Below are 17,918 nucleotides of genomic sequence, written 5' to 3' on the forward strand. Positions count from 1 at the left end.
TCATTCAATTGGATTTCGGCCTGCTTCAGGGAGTATAGGTAAAATTCAGAACAGCGTCTTGCAGCAACGGAGCCTTTTCATCTTTGCCGGAAAGAACAGGTGTAACATGTAATGGCCACTCAATCCCGATAGCCGGATCATTCCAGAGAATGCCGCCATCACAGTCTGGAGCGTACAGCTCATCACACTTATACTGAACTTCAACATCCTCGGTCAGCGTCATGAACCCGTGGGCGAACCCCTTGGGAATCAGCAGCTGCTTCTTATTCTCTGCGCTTAGTTCAACACCGAACCACTTGCCGTAAGCGGGACTGCCTGCTCTGACATCCACAGCCACATCGAATATGGCCCCACGGGTACAACGCACCAGCTTGGTCTGAGCCTTGGGATTGAGCTGATAATGCAGACCGCGCAAAGTGCCCTGAACCGCAGAATAGGACTGATTATCCTGTACAAAAGCAATATCGATACCCTGCTCTCTGAACTTCGCATCACTGAACGTCTCCATGAACCATCCCCGGTGATCCCCGAATACCGTAGGTTCAACTATATACACGCCTGGAAGCGCCGTTTCTGTAAACTTCATATCCGACACACCTTTACTGCTTAATATTGAATTTTTCCGGTAGCCACCTTGATCAGATACTGGCCATAGCCCGTCTTGCTTAGCTTCTGCCCGCAACTGAGCAGGTGCTCCTTCGTAATCCATCCGTTAATATATGCAATCTCTTCGAGTGCGGCAATCTTAATCCCCTGATGATCTTCGATCGTCCGGACAAAATTGGTGGCATCCACCAGACTCTGATGAGTCCCCGTATCCAACCAAGTGAAGCCACGGCCCAGGAGTTCCACATCCAGCTCTCCCATTCTAAGATATGCTTCATTAATGGAAGTAATCTCAAGTTCCCCCCGGGAAGAAGGCTGTACCTTCTTGGCAATCTCCACCACACGGTTATCATAGAAATAGAGACCCGTAATCGCATAATTAGACTTAGGCTGTACCGGCTTCTCTTCCACACTCAGTACCTTGCCTTCATCATTGAACTCCACCACACCAAACCGTTCTGGATCATGGACATGATACCCGAACACCGTCGCCCCCTGCGCCTTCCCGGAAGCACGCTGAAGCATCTTACGGATGCCATTCCCATAATAAATATTATCGCCAAGAATCATAGCCACAGAGTCATTCCCAATGAACGATGCGCCCAAAATAAAAGCCTGAGCTAAACCGTCAGGACTGGGTTGTACTATGTATTGTAGAGAGATCCCGAACTGAGAACCGTCGCCGAAAAGACTCTCAAATCTCGGTGTATCCTCAGGTGTGGAGATGATAAGGATGTCTTTAATCCCGGCCAGCATTAAAGTGGATAAGGGATAATAGATCATTGGTTTGTCGTAAACAGGCAATAGCTGCTTACTGGTGACCATGGTTAACGGATAGAGACGGGTGCCGGAGCCTCCGGCTAGGATTATGCCTTTCATATATGCCTCCTATATTTCTATGACAAGCAAATTCACAATAATAAAAAATAAACTTGATAATTAATTGCATCATCTAAATAAAATATTTCTATGGGCATGCCTGAAAACTAATATCAATGCGGAGAATAACACGACGTACCAATTAAACGAAGTAAAACAACACTGATCTGGCAGCACTGAAAAACTTTTAACTATTAGAAAAGTTGTAATTTTGCATTCGAAAATATTAATGATTAAACCTTCTTCCAATAAACTGCAAAATAAAAATAAAGACAAAGTATTTTCCTTATGTTAGAAATTAGTTACCTTAATCCACTTTTTAACGAGGAAAAAACACAATGTCTCATATAACGATAGCGTACCAGAACAGTTACAACTATTTATTTCAGCATCACTTATCCCTATATTCTCCAAACCTATTCTGACTCAGATGAGCGTATGTAGTCGTTGCAACAGCAAAAAGATTCCGAATAAAAGTCGTTGGCCTGAGTAATGTCAATTCCATCCCACATCGCATAGTCATTTTCTAACCGAAGACAAGTGGGATTAGAGTCCTCTTAAACAATTGGTTACTGCTGATACTTTAGCTCAGGTCAAGCAATTACCCCGAAAGTAAAACGTTCGTCTCCTTCCTTACCTTGAAAAGTTATCGTAATGGATATATATAATGAAGAAGCGCTGAATGGAATACCGAACTTTCTGACCTAACTTTGTTAGCAAAAACAGACTTTTAGTGGACCGAAAGCTCTGTACACCTTTTGTTGAGGGAGCTAACTGGAAATCTAAAACATCGCCAAGTACTAAAACGAACGCACGCTCACCCAAGTCTTCTTTTCACAGTTCAAAATCACCTTGTATTTGAAAACCTATCAAGTTCATTCCGCGAAAACGTTTATCCACTTTTTAGCACATTAACCTAAACACATTTGTATTTCAAGGACGATTTGGTACAACTCAATTAGTAAAAGACTGCACTGGATAATAAAAACAGGCACAGAAAGAGCGACTTTGATATGTTTACGACCAAGCACATAACGATTCAATTTTACTTAATTATCATTAAATTCCTTGTAAATTTCTCGCTAAATTATAAGTTGAAAAGTTATTCACACATTTTTTTATAGTACGGTTAAACTTCTAAAATAATATCACAAACTCTATCAACTTCTTCTAAACTTAGATCCGCATAAAGCGGTAATGTAAGTACATTATTTGCAATATAATTAGCAACTGGAGTATCCTCGGTTTTAAATCTTCCTTTATAGCAATCATAACTATTTGTAAGTGGATAGAAATATTTGCGCGCAATAATATTTTCGTTTTTTAAATATTCAAATACGTCATCACGACTTTTTTTGAAACCTTCAAACACGACAGGAAAATAAGCATAATTCCTTTTTACACCTAATTGACTACGACATAATTTAATCCCATTAATATTAGTTAATCTCTTCTCATATTTTTCGAAAACAATTCTTCTTTTGTCCAGTTCTCTTTCGATGTGCCGAAGATTACATATTCCCATTGCAGCTTGAAATTCATTCATTTTAGCATTCCCACCTATGTACTCTACAGATTCTTGGCCGGTAATACCAAAATTTTTTATATCATAAAGGATTTTTGATAACGACTGATCCTTATAAGTTACCGCGCCTCCTTCAATTGTATTAAATACCTTTGTCGCATGAAAACTAAACATAGATGCATCGCCGAAGTTTGCTATATTCACATCATTAAATGATACTCCAAAAGCATGGGCAGCATCATAAATAACCTTTAATTTATACTTTTCAGCTAGATGATTGATTTTTTCTACATTACATATATTACCATATACATGAACGGGTAATATAGCCGTAGTTTTTTCTGTTATTAAACTTTCTATTAAATCTACATCAATTGTATAATCAATAGGATTGATATCACAAAATACAGGGTTCAATCCATTTCTTACTATAGCATGTGTGGTAGATGCAAATGTAAATGGAGTTGTAATTACTTCTCCTTCAAGCTTTAAGCTAGCGATAATACACTCTAAAGCCAGATGTCCATTTGTAAACAGGGTAATGTTCGGAGTTTCAAAATATTTCAATAATAAACCTTCTAATTCTTTATGTTTCTTCCCCATATTTGTTAGCCAATGAGTTTCCCATAGTTCTTTAATTTCATCTATATACTCTTCTAAATCCGGCATAGACGAACGAGTTACTTGTATTGGTTTCATTAATTACACCTCTAAACTTTTCATTGGAATTCGACTAACTTCTAAGTTCCGAGAATCTATTTATTTCCATCTCTTTTTTAAAATCATTTAAATAATCTATATAAAAATATTCAGGTTTATATCCTAATTCTAATTCTGCATTTGAGATATCCATTATAAACTCTCTACTATTATTCTTTTCAGGCAACTCGATTATTTTCGACTTTTTATTAATTGGACAAAAAACATCTATTATTCCTTCAATTTGTTCTCTTAATGTTATAGCAGTACCTGTTCCTACATTATAAAATCCAGAATCTTTTGTTGCTATTAATGCTTTAAAAAGCATTTGGCAAAAATCGCGAATATATACTATATCTTTAGCTTTACTCGGGTCGCCCCACATTTCAATAGGTTCACCTAAAATAGCTTGATTCATTAAATGTCGATAAGCCAATACTCTCTTAATACCATTAACATAAAAATACTGGTTTGGAGTATACGCATATATAGTTGGACATCTAAAGATAAAATTCTTTATTCCATAAGTTTGATGATAATGTTCTATCAAATCAACAGCAGTATTTTTTGATATTACGTAAATTGCATGATCTCCTTTAAAACTAAACTTTCTTGGAAAATCGGACTTAATTAATTTTTCCTTCCCCCAATATCCTGAAAGATCCCCTTCTGATTGAGGATATAAAATTCTATCTGCATTAGTTATCCTACAATACTCAAGAACATTAAAAGCGCCAATTATATTTGTATTTAAATATTGTTTAGGCTCATACCCTTCCATGTAAGCGGGAAGTACTGCCGAAAGATGAACTACTGCGTATACATTATCTTTTGGCAATTTAACAAATTGATCTTCATCGGTTATATCTACCTGATGATATTCAATTCCATATCTAGAAAAAAAATCAGTTTTTTTACGTCCAACTGCAATAACCTCAAACTCGGTTGCGCTCAAATTATTAACACAATATTCAGTAAAATATGCACCTGTATTTCCTGTAGCCCCAAATATAACAATTTTCTTTCTCATTTTTTCACACTCCATTTATCAAATTATTTCATACATATCTAGCTGCTCTTTAATATTATCTATTGAATTAAACATCATGACATCTATTATGGATAAATTTGGTACAAAATTATCTTTAAATTGTGGATATTGGATCTGCCTTGTTTTAAGAATTTTCAGATCAATATTACTCATTGAAAAAGTTTTGGCTGAATACAAATCTTGACCGCCTATAGCGTTATAATACTCATCAGCACCTAGTATTTTGCATATTTCAATAACTTTATCTTGTCCCCTTAAGTTATTATCTTTAGAAATATCTGAGGATCTTATTAAAATTGTATCAATTTTTAAATAAGAACAAATTTTTTCTATGGAATTTTCTATATACGCTGCTAAATTTATTTCTTTGTACTCTAAAATTTGCTCTAATATTGGCATAACATCCAAAAAGTAAGGAGCTTTGGAATAAGACAGTTCGATTGTTTTCAATAGCTTCTTAATGTGAGACTTATCTTTAATTATTTCAACCTCATTAATTTGCTTATTCGAACTTACCCCACTTAATTTTATATTTATCATTTGTGGTTCACCATTCAAAAGAATTCTATTTCGATTGATCCATCCACTTTTTATATAATTCACATCATCATATATTACATATTTATCAACAGTATTTAACAACTGCCAGTATCCAATGTAAGCAAATAAATAAGGTTGCATTATACCTAACTTCATCACAATAACTCCTTTCGTTTAGCTTATTTTTTTTTCCTATTTCTATATAAAACTAATGTTTCGTAAATAATATCCAGTTCTTTAATCTTAAATATCTTAGAAAATAATATATAAGATAAAAAGCCAATTATAAATTGCACTATCAAATTTAAAATGTTGCTTAAAGGAAGAATTATTCCAAAAGCATATACTAATAAACCCATTAACAGTGCACAAATGAACATAGGGGTTATGTCTTTAAGTTGTTCTAATGTCGAATATGAAACTAGTTTAGCAGAATAATAAGAATTTATAACAAATGATAAATATGACACTATTACACTTGCAAATAATAATCCAAAAATACCAAGTTGAAAAAACAAAACAATAATAATCGAACTAACACCAATAACTTTCTTTAAAATTTCTAAACCAAGATATAAATCCGATCTCCCTTTAACCTGGAGAATATTCAAATTAATTGCATGCAAAGGAAATAACATACCCGCAAAACATAAAATTTGAAAATAACTTATCGAATTAATCCATTTTTGTCCAAACATTAATTCAATAAGAGGAGGAGCTACAGCAGCTAAACCCAATAATAAAGGAAAAGTAATGAAAACAGAAAATTTTATAAGCTTTTTATATACCAAACTTAATTGCTTATCATCCTCTTTAATACTACTAAGAACAGGATAACTTACCTTTTGTAAAGCATTTGTAATTGATTGTGATGTTGTATCTCGTAGTCTTTGAGCATTTGAATAGTAGCCCAGTTCACTCGCAGAATATAATTTACCTATAATTAAATAATATAAGTTATTATACAAAGTATTAATTAGACCAGAGACCAATAGTTTCCATCCAAATCCGAATAATTTTCTAAAAGAATTTAAATTAAATACAAACGATGGTAGCCACCTATTTGTCAAGCATAGCATTAAGGTTTGTACCATTTGCATTATTAATGTTTTAATCACTAAGCTCCATATTCCAAACCCTTTATATGCGAGTATTATCGCTATAATACCAGACAAAATTGAGGAAATTAAATTAATTTTAGTTTGAGCTCTAAAATTAATATTCTTAGTTAATATAGTTCTTTGAATTAAACCGAAAGAATCAATTAGGAGTACCATTGAGAGTATTCTAATCAGTTGCAGCAATTGAGGCTCTTTAAAATAATTACTTATAGGTTCAGCACATAGAAATAATATAATATAGATTATAAAAGCCATAAGTAAATTAAAATAAAATACTGTTGAGTAATCATTTTGAGTAGGTTTTTTTTCACGGATTAAGGCATTGCTAAAACCACTATCTACGAAAGTTTGTGAAATAGCAATAAAAATCGTGATCATTCCAATAACCCCAAAATCTTTTGGAACAAGTAACCTCGCTAATACTATTTGTAAAATAAACTGTATCCCTTGGTTACCAATAGCGTCCGAAAAACTCCAAAATAAACCTGAGAGTGTCTTATTTTTCAAAGAATTATCGGACATACTTATCTCCTAGTCTTCATTTTTCTTTTTTTAATGTTCATTTTTAATGAGTATGTTAGACCAATAAGTGTTATGAACCAACTTGGGATGACGCTTCTGTAATCAACATTTTTTAGCATAAGTAATCTTTCAGTTGATTTAGTAATACTTTCTGACGAAAATGTATTATATGTATCTTCACTTAATTTTAAATAGCTTTGCGTATCCATATTTATAGTTTCCTCAATAAACACCTCTATTGGGATACCCGGTTCTGATGAAGTTAAATATTCTTTGCTTTCAGGTAAAAAACCGTAACCTTCACATATTTTGCAATAATGCCTTACTGGTATGGAAATCAGACCATTAATTGCACTATCTACAATCGAACCTGCTACACCAATAAAAATATTAGCCTTTTCAAAATGCTTATTCAGATTTTCATATTCAACTTTTCCAATTAACTCTATATCTTTTTGAGCATTACTTGATAGTAGTTTAATCTCTTGAATTACTTTCGCCTCGTCTTCACCATGACCTATGATTGTTAGTTTTAAATGACTATACTTTTCTTTTAATTTTTCATATGAATGAAGCAAACCAATAATATACTCTTTATGAGGAAAAGAAAAACGACCTACAGTAATAATATTAAATACATCACGTTCACTTCGCTTAAGTGCCAAGGAATTATCAAAAGGTAGAACCTCCCTAGAATACCCTACTAAAACTTTATCTTCTTTATTAGTAACTTTATATTTATAATTTCTAGTCATAGCATTTAAATGTGATTTATTTACATAGAAAATATTATTATTCCTCTCCATTTTTCTAATAATTTTCCCAACCACTTTTTTTGCAACCCTTTGAGTTTTTGTATTTAGACTTTCCTCAATAAATACTCCCGGACCTTCAAAATGAGGCACCCAAAAAAAACTATTAATGGTTATTTTACTATATTTTCTTTTCATTAACTCAAGAAATGTAAAATTAATTAAATCGAATGCTAAAGCCACTACTTCTTCATCATCTTTAAAAATTAAATCAAATGAATTAATCCAATTTATCTTTTCAAAATCGACATTTACAATTTCTATTTCTCCATTTAGAAGTGATCCTTTAAAGGAATCATCAATATAACCGTCCACAGGAAATAACCAAATAATTCTATTTCCATTTTTTTTTAATTGTTTAATAGTTCGTATTAAATATGTTTGAATACCACCAATTTCCATCCAACTTAAAGTAAACAAAAAAGTTTTAACCTTCTCCAAATTAATTCTCCTCTAATCAAATAGACTATTAAATAAAATATTCTGATAAGGCATAATAGCATCGACATTCCAATATGCCTGTATATAGTATATATATTTAACTAAAATGCAAAGATAAATTAAAAAATTAAAAATTTGAGTGTAATTCTTTTTCCTTGATATTTGTGCAAAACTAGGGATCAAAAATATTTCTATTATTGAAAAGTATGATGAAATTCTTCCAAAAATATTAAAACTATAACTAAGTGGAGTAAGTAGAAAATCAAAGATTAGTATATTTATATATAGATCGTTTGCTTTGTCTACCTTTGCAAGAGGTTTTCTTAAAATAAAAGCAATTAAAAGAAGGGGCGATTTAATAAGGTATAAACCAATTCCGTGAGAATTTTCATTTAAAGTGTTATCATAATAAGAGTATTTAGTGTTTGAAAAGTATATATTAAAAATATCATTAAATTTATAAATAAATACTGCAATAATCAAAAAATAAATAATATTTTTAAACTTAAAATTATTCTTGTTCCAAAAAAAATAAACAGGCCATACTATTAATGCAGTAAAATGAAATGAAGCTGCTAGTAAAACTAATGTAGTATATTTGAATATTTTCCTTTTCTCAATGTATGAATATGCATATATTATTATAGACACTGCTAAATATAATCGAACTAAATTAAAAGATTGAATAAAAAAACTAGAGCAATAAATCATTAATATTTGAGGAATACTAATGTTATCCTTTTTTTGTAATGCAGCAATTAATATGAAAACTATCGTTATTGTAGAACAAGTCACAAAAAGAAATTGTGCATTATTTGTAAAAAAACCAATGATTTTATTAAGCAAAAGATAGCCCGGCTCAACTTGATTTAAGGTAATAATATTTTTTAACGAAAAAACCTTTAATTCACCAGATTGTACTGATTTAAAAATCTCTTCATAATTTGCAGTATCAATTCCTACTTTACCATTTGTAACTCGAAAGCCTGATATAAAAACCAAAAGAAAAGCAATGCCAATAAAAAAAACTTTATTTATATTGTTTCCCTCATGTTGTTGAACACTTCTATTTAATCCTATAAGTCTCCTTGAGTTTTGTCCAATAAAAGCTAAAACGCCAGTGAAAAACATTACAAAAATATAGAAAAAAAATGTATAATAATCCCAGTAGCTATAGTTATACCACAAATTGCTCATTATTCAGAACTCCATTTCTTAATTTCCAATAAAAATATGATTTAGCACAAAAAAGCACAAAGAAAAATCAGATATCAATATAATATAATTCCATTTTTCGCGCTTCCTGTTCAATATCATAACCCTCTTTTTTCAATTCCTCGTAAGTGCTCTCTCGACTATAACTTCTAGTTAACTCAAGGATTTTAAAAGCCCATTTTTCATAAGTCTCTTTCAGAGAAATATAATCAACTAAATCAGTAACTTTTACTTCCCTAGTAACTGTATCTGATACTACACACTTCAAACCGGCCGCCTGGGCTTCAACAATGACTACAGGTAGACCTTCATATATAGAGGGTAATAAAAAAACATCCATTGCTTGCAAGACATTATTAATATCATTACGAATTCCTAAAAACTTAACCGCTTCTGTTAATTGAAGTCTTTCAACTTGAAGCATTAATTCCTTTTCTAGATCTCCTCTTCCCACCAAAAGTAACACTGCATTTTTATTTTTTTTATATATTTCATTGAAAACTTCTATCAAAAATTTATGATTTTTTTGGTGAGTTAATCTTCCTACAGTTCCTATCACAAATTTATCTTCAATGTTAAGTTCTCTTCTCAATTTATCTCTTGTCGCTCTATTAAAAATAAATTTTTTTAGATCTATTGAATTCTTCATTACAAATAGTTTATTATTTTCAACAATCCGTTTTCCCCATAAGTAATTACCAGCATCAACTCCACATGCAAAAAAATCAGTTGTGTACCTTTTTAAAAAAGGAGAAAATAGTAAATTCATTATTTTTTGTAACTTGTTATTCTCCGCTGAAGTTGTATGACTATGAGTTATTCTTTTTTTCACATTGAATTTTTTAGCATAATACATAGGAAATACAGATACTATTCCCTGATGAGAGTGAACCACATCATAATTACCATTTGAGATAACCTTTTTCATCAAACTTAAATTTTTCTTCATATCCTGCCGTTTTGTTGGTATATGATAAACTTTTGAATTCATTTGTTTAAAATCCAATTCCAAACTACCAATAAATTCACCATGAACAATAAAATCAAACCTAATTTCTTCTCTACTCATATTCTTATAATAACTTAAAAGTAAATTTTCTATTCCACCTGAATCTAAAAAAGGAACGATATGTAGAACCTTTATCATTTTATTCTCCTATCATGTAACATCTCTTTAATTTAACATGCTGTTTTCGAAATACATAATAACACTAAATTTATTATATTTTTCTGATTTTTGTTAATAAAATCCTTCTGAAATATTTGCCCCAATAGAATAGTTTCAAAAACAAATAAAAATGCTTATTAATCAAAGAGTTTTCCATAAGTTCTCTAATATTTTTTAAATTCCCTAAATGCATCTCTCTTAAGTTTGCCGATAATCCACTAAAACCGAAGGCAGGCTTACCTCCTCCGTAAGAGAGCATTTGAATAGGGTAATGATAGTAATTATAAGCGGCACAAATTTTCAGAAAGTAATTTCCGTCCTCTGCATATTGTTGTTTTTCGTCATATCCTCCAATTTCCTCAAAAATAGACCTTTTAAAAATGGCAGCAGAAGTTTGTGGAAACATCTTTAAACAAATATCCTTGATACTAGCTTTATAAAGGCCTTTAACTCTTTTGAATAATATTTGCAATCCCCTATCATCAATATCACCACCTAGAAAATCTATTTTTGGATTTAATTTTATAATATCAATTTGCATTTGAATTTTATTAGGCAACCAATCATCGTCTGAGTCTAATAAAGCTATCCAATGCCCTTTTGCCAGTTTCATACCGTTATTTCTTGCTACAGAAACTCCACTATTGGATTGATCAATTATTTTTATAGGCATAAAACTATTAGCTTCATAATATTTTTCTACAATGCTCAGTGAATTATCTAAGGAACCGTCATTAACAACTATTATTTCAAAAATTTCATTAAATGCTGTTTGATTTTTCACAGAATCTAAAGTGTTTATTATGGTTTTGCTACTATTATACATGGGTATTATTACTGATATATTCATACATCCACCTTTTATAAATTAAATTGTGAAAGCAATAAAAACCGGAATAAGCAATCCTTTAATTAAATTTCTTCTCAATTCCACTAAATTATTCAATAAACTTATTATTATTATTCATAAATTGATATAAATTTCACACTCCACATAAAATGTTTCACTTTTCAATAAGTACTCATATGTTTTTTGAATTTGATAATTCTATTTGTGGTATTATATATGCATCTTAGTTTTCATTTATTACATTTTCAACTTTTCTCCATTCGCTAAATGAATCATCCCACATTTTAATAATTTTTGCTGGTGTACCAGCAACAATACAATTATTAGGTATATCTCTGTTAACCACAGAATTTGCTCCAATAATACAGCCGTCGCCAACACTTACTCCAAGAAGTATACAAACATTTTCACCAATCCAAACGTTATTCCCAATTTCAATTGGCTTTGTATACAACTGTCTGTGATCTGGTGGAATATGGGGTCCAGAATTCAAATCCCTAATAGAATAATTCCCATGATTCGTATCACTAATAAATACCTTTGAAGCTATTAAGCAGTTATTACCAATTACTACTTTTTCACTTGCAACTATATGAACATGATCACCAATTTTACAATTTTCCCCTATAATAAGTTTCTTCGATCTTTTATCATGTTCTTCACCTAACAAATCAAATCTGCACATATATCCTGTAGTAAGCCCCCGAGCAAATTGTAGTCTTGATTTACCCCGACAATAAAACGGTTGTCTAATCAATCGAGCTCCATTATAAAATAATTTAGTACATATCAAAGCGAAGGCAGTTGACAAACTCTCAGATAATGAGTACATATTTTTCATAGACTACCTCCATCAGTCTTCTATAGCCCTACTATAAAATATCTTTTACTATTTTCATCCGAAATAATTGTTTCTAACCAACTATGTAGACTGTATTTTATATAGATCTGTTCATCAATTGGTTCATACTCCTGCTTCAAAAAATTTTCTATAGTGTTCAAATTATATTCTTCCAATACCAGAATGTTGTTTTCATTATAAAAGTCATACTTTTTAACATTCGTATTTGTTGTAATCATTTTCCTTTTTGCACCAAGTGTTTCAATTGTTCTCATCGTTAAACCACTTTGTTGATTATGTTGGATATCAAATACTGTATTTGATTTCTTTAAAATTTCTAGATTCTCCTTTTCCGACAATGGTATGAACTTAAATTCAATACTTTTAGAACCTTTAAATGCAGATAAACAAGCTTTATTATAAATATATTGAAATTTGTTCAAGAATAAATATGAGAAGATACGGACACCTTTAGACTCTAATCGCGGAAATAAATCCTTCAATATAACGTAACGATTTGGGTGGGCAGTACATACACTCACGATATCGTATTGCCTTTCACTGACGACTTCCCTGCCTACATTCTCATATGTCTTACAGTAGAATAGTGGCAAGAAACTTAATCCTTTAAAATTGTCACAATCATCAGAGTCAAAAGAATACGCTCGATCAAAGAGAGGTATCAGATCTTTACTATTAGGATAGAGTGTTAATGAGTCCCACATATACAAAACAAATCTCGCATTTTTATGAATGTCTTTTAATTTTAGAATCATCATTGGTGTAAAGACCTTACAATTAACGATAAATACAATGTCGTAGCTTTTGTTTTGGGTCTCAGTCATGATTTTTTCAAAATATTTTTGAATGAAATAGTTCATCAAACTTCTTTTGATTTTAATTAACCCTTTCGTTAAAGCACCCTCACTGGGCCTGTCATTATAATAATCAACAGAGCATCCTTGTTCCTCGAACTCCGTTATAATTTGTTTGTAATATCCAAAAAATGGGGTTCCAATATATAGAACATTCTTATTATTTCTCATCTGAGTCTAAACCTCAACTTGAACCAACATTCCTGTTGACTTCATTTCCTCAATTGAAAATTCAAAAAGATCATTAGATTTCTCAAGCTTATTATCTTTTTCTTGCCCTTTAACCCATGCAGTGAATTCTTTCATCCCCTCTTCAAATGTATATGAAGGTTTAAAACCAGTAAGTTGTTGTGCCCTGCTAATATCAGCAATATTATGTCTTATATCACCAATTCGGAAGTCACCTGAGATCTTTATCTCTGAATTAGACTCATATAAGTACTTCAACGTTTCTGCAACTTGGATTACAGAAATATTCTCACCACTACCAACATTAATATATTGATTATTAGTTAACTCATTCTCAAGTGCATCACATGTAATTGCAGCTACATCGCTAACGTGGATAAAATCTCTGCTTTCGTTACCATCCTCAAAGATATTAATCTTCTGATTCTGTAACAATAACTTTGAGAAGATTGAAAGGATACCTGTATAGGGGTTAGTAAGAGATTGTCCTGCTCCATAAACGTTTTGATATCTAAAGATTGTGAATGGAATATTCATTGTTGGACACATAACTTCTAACATTTTTTCTTGCGCAAGTTTTGTATAAGCATAATAGGAAATTGGAGATAAAGAACAATCCTCAGATGTTTTGCTTAATTCAACTTCCCTTCCACAAAGAGGACACTTCACTTCAAAGTCCAAACTCACCATATTATCAACATGTCTTGATTTTGGTACAACACTACCATGTTCTTTGCACTTGTACATACCTTCACCATATACGGAACGAGATGAAGATAGGATGATTTTCTTAATAGGTAACTTATTTTTCAAGATAGCTTCAAATAGATTGGACGTTCCCATGATATTGACATCGGTATATCTATTAATTTGATACATAGATTGCCCTGTACCTGTTTCCGCAGCAAGATGTATTATATAATCGACTTTTTCCAATGCTAACAATATATCTTCATAGTTACGCACATCGCCCTTAATCACCTTACATTTGCCTTTAATATTTTCATATAAAAACGATTCTTCGTAGTGTTCACCATGAATTTGTGGTGAAAAGTTATCCAGAACCACAATATCATACTCGCTATAAAGTCTGTCAATAATTCTACTTCCTATAAAACCTGCCCCACCTGTAATAAGTAACTTTTTCATAAATAATTACTCCCCTCAATATTATCTACGTTTATATTGTTCTACCTCTATTTCAATCCCTTCACTAAAGGGCATTGGATTAAAGCCAAAATCTTTACTCGCATCCTCGTGAGAATAGCTCCTATTCTCTCCCATTCTTTGGACTCTTTCTATATAATTAATTCTTCCTAAGCTAACAAATTTTAGAGCATTAGCTAAAAATACACCAATTACAAGAGGGACACTAATAAATACTGTCTTTTTATTGATTTTTTTGCTAATAAGCTTCAACCCATCAACCAATTTGATTGGTTTTTCGCCTGACAATATGTATTCTTTTTTCACAAGATCATTGGGTATACACAACACTTGGTAATATGCTTTACCAAGATCTCTTGCATTAACAGGTTGAATCAAGCTGTACCCTTTATCAATTACCGGAAATACCCTCAATTTATCAACCATTTTTATAAACTTACTAATATTAAGATCACATATATCCCCATAAATCATAGTAGGTCTTAATATAGTTATACTAATTTTTTTACTCCTATTTACAATATTTTCAATTTTAGCTTCAATATTTTTATATTCCTCTGAAGCCGATTTGAATTTCGAATAAATTCCTGTTGTATGCACCAATATAGCTCGGTCTATACCATTGTTTGCTGCAACCTCCATAAGAGCTAGAGATTTTTGAATACCAGCAATATGCATTACTGTATCTACATCTTTCATACAAGAATCTAGGAAATCTATATCTGTTATATCTCCTATAACTTTCTCTATCTTCAAACCGCTGGAATCTAGCAAACTTGTATCAGAGTTTTCACGAATAACACAACGGATGGTATCTTCATAATTATTATTAATCAATTCCTTTAGAAAAAATCCCCCTGTATGACCAGTAATTCCTGTAACTAACAACAATGGACTAACACCTCTCACCCTTTATTATCTTCGAAGGAGGATATTATTCCTCAGGAACCTAGTCACATGTCTTTACTTTTTAAGGTTCCAGTTCCTCCCTCAATAACACCTTCACTCTTTAAAACAATTAAAACTGTTATAAAAAAACACTTCACATCAGTTAAGAGTCCTATTTTCTGAACATACTCTCCATCTAATTGAGCTTTATAAGTTACCTCTAACTCATCCCGCCCATTAACCTGTGCCCACCCAGTAAGCCCCGGCTTAATATCGTTTGCCCCATACTTATCTCGCTCCGCGATCAAATCATGCTGGTTCCACAACGCAGGGCGCGGACCTACTATGCTCATGTCACCCTTAAGAATATTAATAATCTGAGGAAGCTCATCAAGACTTGTCTTCCTGAGGAATTTGCCTACTTTGGTAATGAAGAAGTCAGGATCTTGCAGCAGATGTGTAGGCATATCGCTTGGTGTATCTGTACGCATGGTCCTGAACTTGAGAATATAGAATTCTTTTTTATTCCTGGCTAACCGCTTTTGCCGAAATAGAACAGGACCTTTAGATGTAGACTTGATCACCACGGCGATAATCAAGAAAAGAGGCCATAACAGGAGCATTCCAATTAGAGCCAATATGAAATCTAAAGTTTGTTTGACGATAATATAAGGCTTCATACGCTCACCTTGTCCTTGGGATACTATGGTTTACAGCTACGGTTAAATAGAATGCATCCTACAACTGTAAACCATGTTTGTTCTGATATTGATACTTTTTCAAACCTATTATTTTCCCATACCCTCTGCTATAGCTCTTCCCTTATCCAGGTCAGCCTCAAAGGCCGCTCTATACTGAGCAATAATAGCCGTGCTATATCCATTAGTGTTTAGTTTTTGTTCAGCGTCAGCGATTATACTGTTAAATGAGGCTTTAAAAGAGGCTAGTTGCTCTAACCCTTTGGCCTTGATACTTTGCTTGGTTGCAGCATCTGTAGCACCCACATATTCAAAGGCTATTCCTAACAATGTAGATGTACTCTGCGACTGTAGCGCGCTCAGCTTCGCTTCGGTCTCACTGGTAATACTCTCGTAAGAAACCTTACCGGACCCTGTTCCTGCCGATCCTGAACCGCCGGCTGCTCCACCTGGTTCAACCGCAGGGGTTGCTACTGGTACGGGTGTCGGGCTTGCAGATGGACTAATTCCCTTGTCGGTTGGTTTCGCCGAAGCCGTATTTTCGTAGTTCTTAGAATTTGCAGTAATGGTCTTTGTTTCTGGATTCCAGCTAATGGAATTTCCTGCAGATTCCGATAAGAATCTTAGAGGGACATAGATCGAGCCGTTCAACAGATAACTGGACTGGCCTTGGGGCAACGCCTTGGTGCTCCCGCTAAATACATAACTTGCATTAACGTTGTTCAGCGTAATACTCTTGGCTGCAAAAGAAGGACTGGAAGTCGCATTCATCAAGTACTCCTTAATGACTACCATCTCTGAACTGCTTGGCTCAGCTACGGTTACCTTCAGGTTCTTGGCATCCCAGCTTACGCTCTTCTGCAGGGCATACGACATGAAGCGTAAAGGGACATAGGTAGTGTTATTGTACATGAACACATGTTGTCCGGCTGGCGGCTGTAGTGCTACACCGTCGAATAGCATGGTCACATCCACATTCTGTACTTTAATGGAATTGGATGCTTTGATTGGCGCTGCTGTTGCAGTTGCTACAGGGGTAGCTGCTGCTACGGTGGTAACCGGAGCCGATGCTGTCAGGGGCTCACAGCCCATTAAGGCTACGCTCAGAAGTGCTGCTGCAGGAATCTTGATCTTGAACATGCCTATTCACTTCCTTTTTCTTGGGCTTTGAGTTGTTCTTCTTCAGCTAAGATCTGATCCCGGGTCTTACCTTGGCTCACCCCGTACTTCTTGGCAATCTGAGCTAATTCGTTATATTGCTCCTCTGAGACCTTGCCGAGGATAATGCTGCGGGCTTCCCGCTTCTCTTCATTGGTAAGTCCGCCTTGGGCTAACTCTTGCAATCTCTTAATATCTGAGACACTGAGCTGCTTAGCTACGATCGCCGCCACATTCGCTTTATCTGTGATCGTTACGTTCTCTTGAACTTCCTTGGCCTTGTCCGTTGAGATATGGGCTAATCCATCCACACCCGCAGGTGTTGGAGCAGGAGTGCTTGCAGGCTTGTCAGTACTTACCGGCTTCTCCGTGCTGGCAGCTGCCGGATCAGCGGCATTACCGGATGCAGGTGTGCTAGCTGGTGCAGAGCTTGTTGCCGGAGCAACAGAAGCTGCTGGCTCCGCAGACGGATCGCTATCTGCTACCACAGGCTCAATCACTTGTCCTTGAGGGACACTGGGCGTATTACCAGCTTCCACATCGAAGCCGCCCGACATTGAGTTCATCAGTTTATCGACAGCATAATTGGCCGCGAATAGTCCGCTGGCACCTAACACGACGATGACCGACAACGTCCAGATCAATACTTTTTTCCACCTCTTCACTTCAGGTA

Annotated in this window: 17 protein-coding genes; all 17 read right to left on the reverse strand. The window is 33.6% G+C overall.

The features are described 5' to 3' along the window. Positions 1-25: 25 nt before the first annotated feature. A complete protein-coding gene (gene rfbC, locus MKX51_RS24310) occupies positions 26-586 on the reverse strand; it encodes a dTDP-4-dehydrorhamnose 3,5-epimerase (RefSeq protein ID WP_340994170.1) in 561 nt (186 codons plus the stop codon). 20 nt (positions 587-606) lie between these two features. Further along, entirely contained in the window at positions 607-1,485 is an 879-nt protein-coding gene (rfbA, locus tag MKX51_RS24315; RefSeq protein ID WP_340994171.1) for a glucose-1-phosphate thymidylyltransferase RfbA, read from the reverse strand. Between the two features lie 1,129 nt (positions 1,486-2,614). Then, positions 2,615-3,709, reverse strand: coding sequence for a DegT/DnrJ/EryC1/StrS family aminotransferase (locus tag MKX51_RS24320; RefSeq protein WP_340994172.1), 1,095 nt, complete (start codon positions 3,707-3,709; stop codon positions 2,615-2,617). 34 nt (positions 3,710-3,743) lie between these two features. Continuing rightward, positions 3,744-4,739 carry an NAD-dependent epimerase/dehydratase family protein gene (locus MKX51_RS24325; RefSeq protein WP_340994173.1) on the reverse strand — a complete coding sequence of 332 codons (996 nt, stop codon included), beginning with the start codon at positions 4,737-4,739 and terminating at the stop codon, positions 3,744-3,746. A gap of 18 nt (positions 4,740-4,757) precedes the next feature. Then, positions 4,758-5,456, reverse strand: a complete 699-nt coding sequence (locus tag MKX51_RS24330; RefSeq protein ID WP_340994174.1) for a WbqC family protein — start codon at positions 5,454-5,456, stop codon at positions 4,758-4,760. Positions 5,457-5,479: 23 nt separating this feature from the next. Further along, positions 5,480-6,943 (reverse strand): lipopolysaccharide biosynthesis protein, encoded by a 1,464-nt coding sequence (locus MKX51_RS24335; RefSeq protein WP_340994175.1) that lies wholly within the window; start codon positions 6,941-6,943, stop codon positions 5,480-5,482. A gap of 2 nt (positions 6,944-6,945) precedes the next feature. After that, a complete protein-coding gene (locus tag MKX51_RS24340) occupies positions 6,946-8,196 on the reverse strand; it encodes a glycosyltransferase (protein WP_340994176.1) in 1,251 nt (416 codons plus the stop codon). 12 nt (positions 8,197-8,208) lie between these two features. Further along, positions 8,209-9,393: an EpsG family protein gene (locus MKX51_RS24345; RefSeq protein WP_340994177.1), complete on the reverse strand. Its 1,185-nt coding sequence runs from the start codon at positions 9,391-9,393 to the stop codon at positions 8,209-8,211. A gap of 67 nt (positions 9,394-9,460) precedes the next feature. Continuing rightward, positions 9,461-10,558 carry a glycosyltransferase family 1 protein gene (locus tag MKX51_RS24350; protein WP_340994178.1) on the reverse strand — a complete coding sequence of 366 codons (1,098 nt, stop codon included), beginning with the start codon at positions 10,556-10,558 and terminating at the stop codon, positions 9,461-9,463. A 73-nt stretch (positions 10,559-10,631) separates the two neighbouring features. Beyond that, positions 10,632-11,429, reverse strand: coding sequence for a glycosyltransferase family 2 protein (locus MKX51_RS24355; protein ID WP_340994179.1), 798 nt, complete (start codon positions 11,427-11,429; stop codon positions 10,632-10,634). A gap of 223 nt (positions 11,430-11,652) precedes the next feature. Beyond that, complete coding sequence (locus tag MKX51_RS24360) at positions 11,653-12,270, reverse strand: DapH/DapD/GlmU-related protein (RefSeq protein WP_340994180.1); 618 nt, start codon at positions 12,268-12,270, stop codon at positions 11,653-11,655. A gap of 20 nt (positions 12,271-12,290) precedes the next feature. Then, the gene (locus tag MKX51_RS24365; RefSeq protein ID WP_340994181.1) at positions 12,291-13,316 is read right to left on the reverse strand and encodes a hypothetical protein; all 1,026 of its coding nucleotides are present in this window, start codon (positions 13,314-13,316) and stop codon (positions 12,291-12,293) included. A 6-nt stretch (positions 13,317-13,322) separates the two neighbouring features. Then, on the reverse strand, positions 13,323-14,483 hold the full coding sequence (locus MKX51_RS24370) for an NAD-dependent epimerase/dehydratase family protein (protein ID WP_340994182.1): 1,161 nt from the start codon (positions 14,481-14,483) through the stop codon (positions 13,323-13,325). Between the two features lie 21 nt (positions 14,484-14,504). Beyond that, positions 14,505-15,392 carry an SDR family oxidoreductase gene (locus MKX51_RS24375; protein ID WP_340994183.1) on the reverse strand — a complete coding sequence of 296 codons (888 nt, stop codon included), beginning with the start codon at positions 15,390-15,392 and terminating at the stop codon, positions 14,505-14,507. A gap of 62 nt (positions 15,393-15,454) precedes the next feature. After that, a complete protein-coding gene (locus MKX51_RS24380; RefSeq protein WP_340994184.1) occupies positions 15,455-16,069 on the reverse strand; it encodes a sugar transferase in 615 nt (204 codons plus the stop codon). Positions 16,070-16,177: 108 nt separating this feature from the next. Next, positions 16,178-17,227 (reverse strand): stalk domain-containing protein, encoded by a 1,050-nt coding sequence (locus tag MKX51_RS24385; RefSeq protein WP_340994185.1) that lies wholly within the window; start codon positions 17,225-17,227, stop codon positions 16,178-16,180. 2 nt (positions 17,228-17,229) lie between these two features. Then, a complete protein-coding gene (locus tag MKX51_RS24390; RefSeq protein ID WP_340994186.1) occupies positions 17,230-17,910 on the reverse strand; it encodes a hypothetical protein in 681 nt (226 codons plus the stop codon). Positions 17,911-17,918 lie beyond the last annotated feature (8 nt).

This window comes from Paenibacillus sp. FSL M7-0420 (genome assembly GCF_038002345.1).
Taxonomy (GTDB): domain Bacteria; phylum Bacillota; class Bacilli; order Paenibacillales; family Paenibacillaceae; genus Paenibacillus_AQ.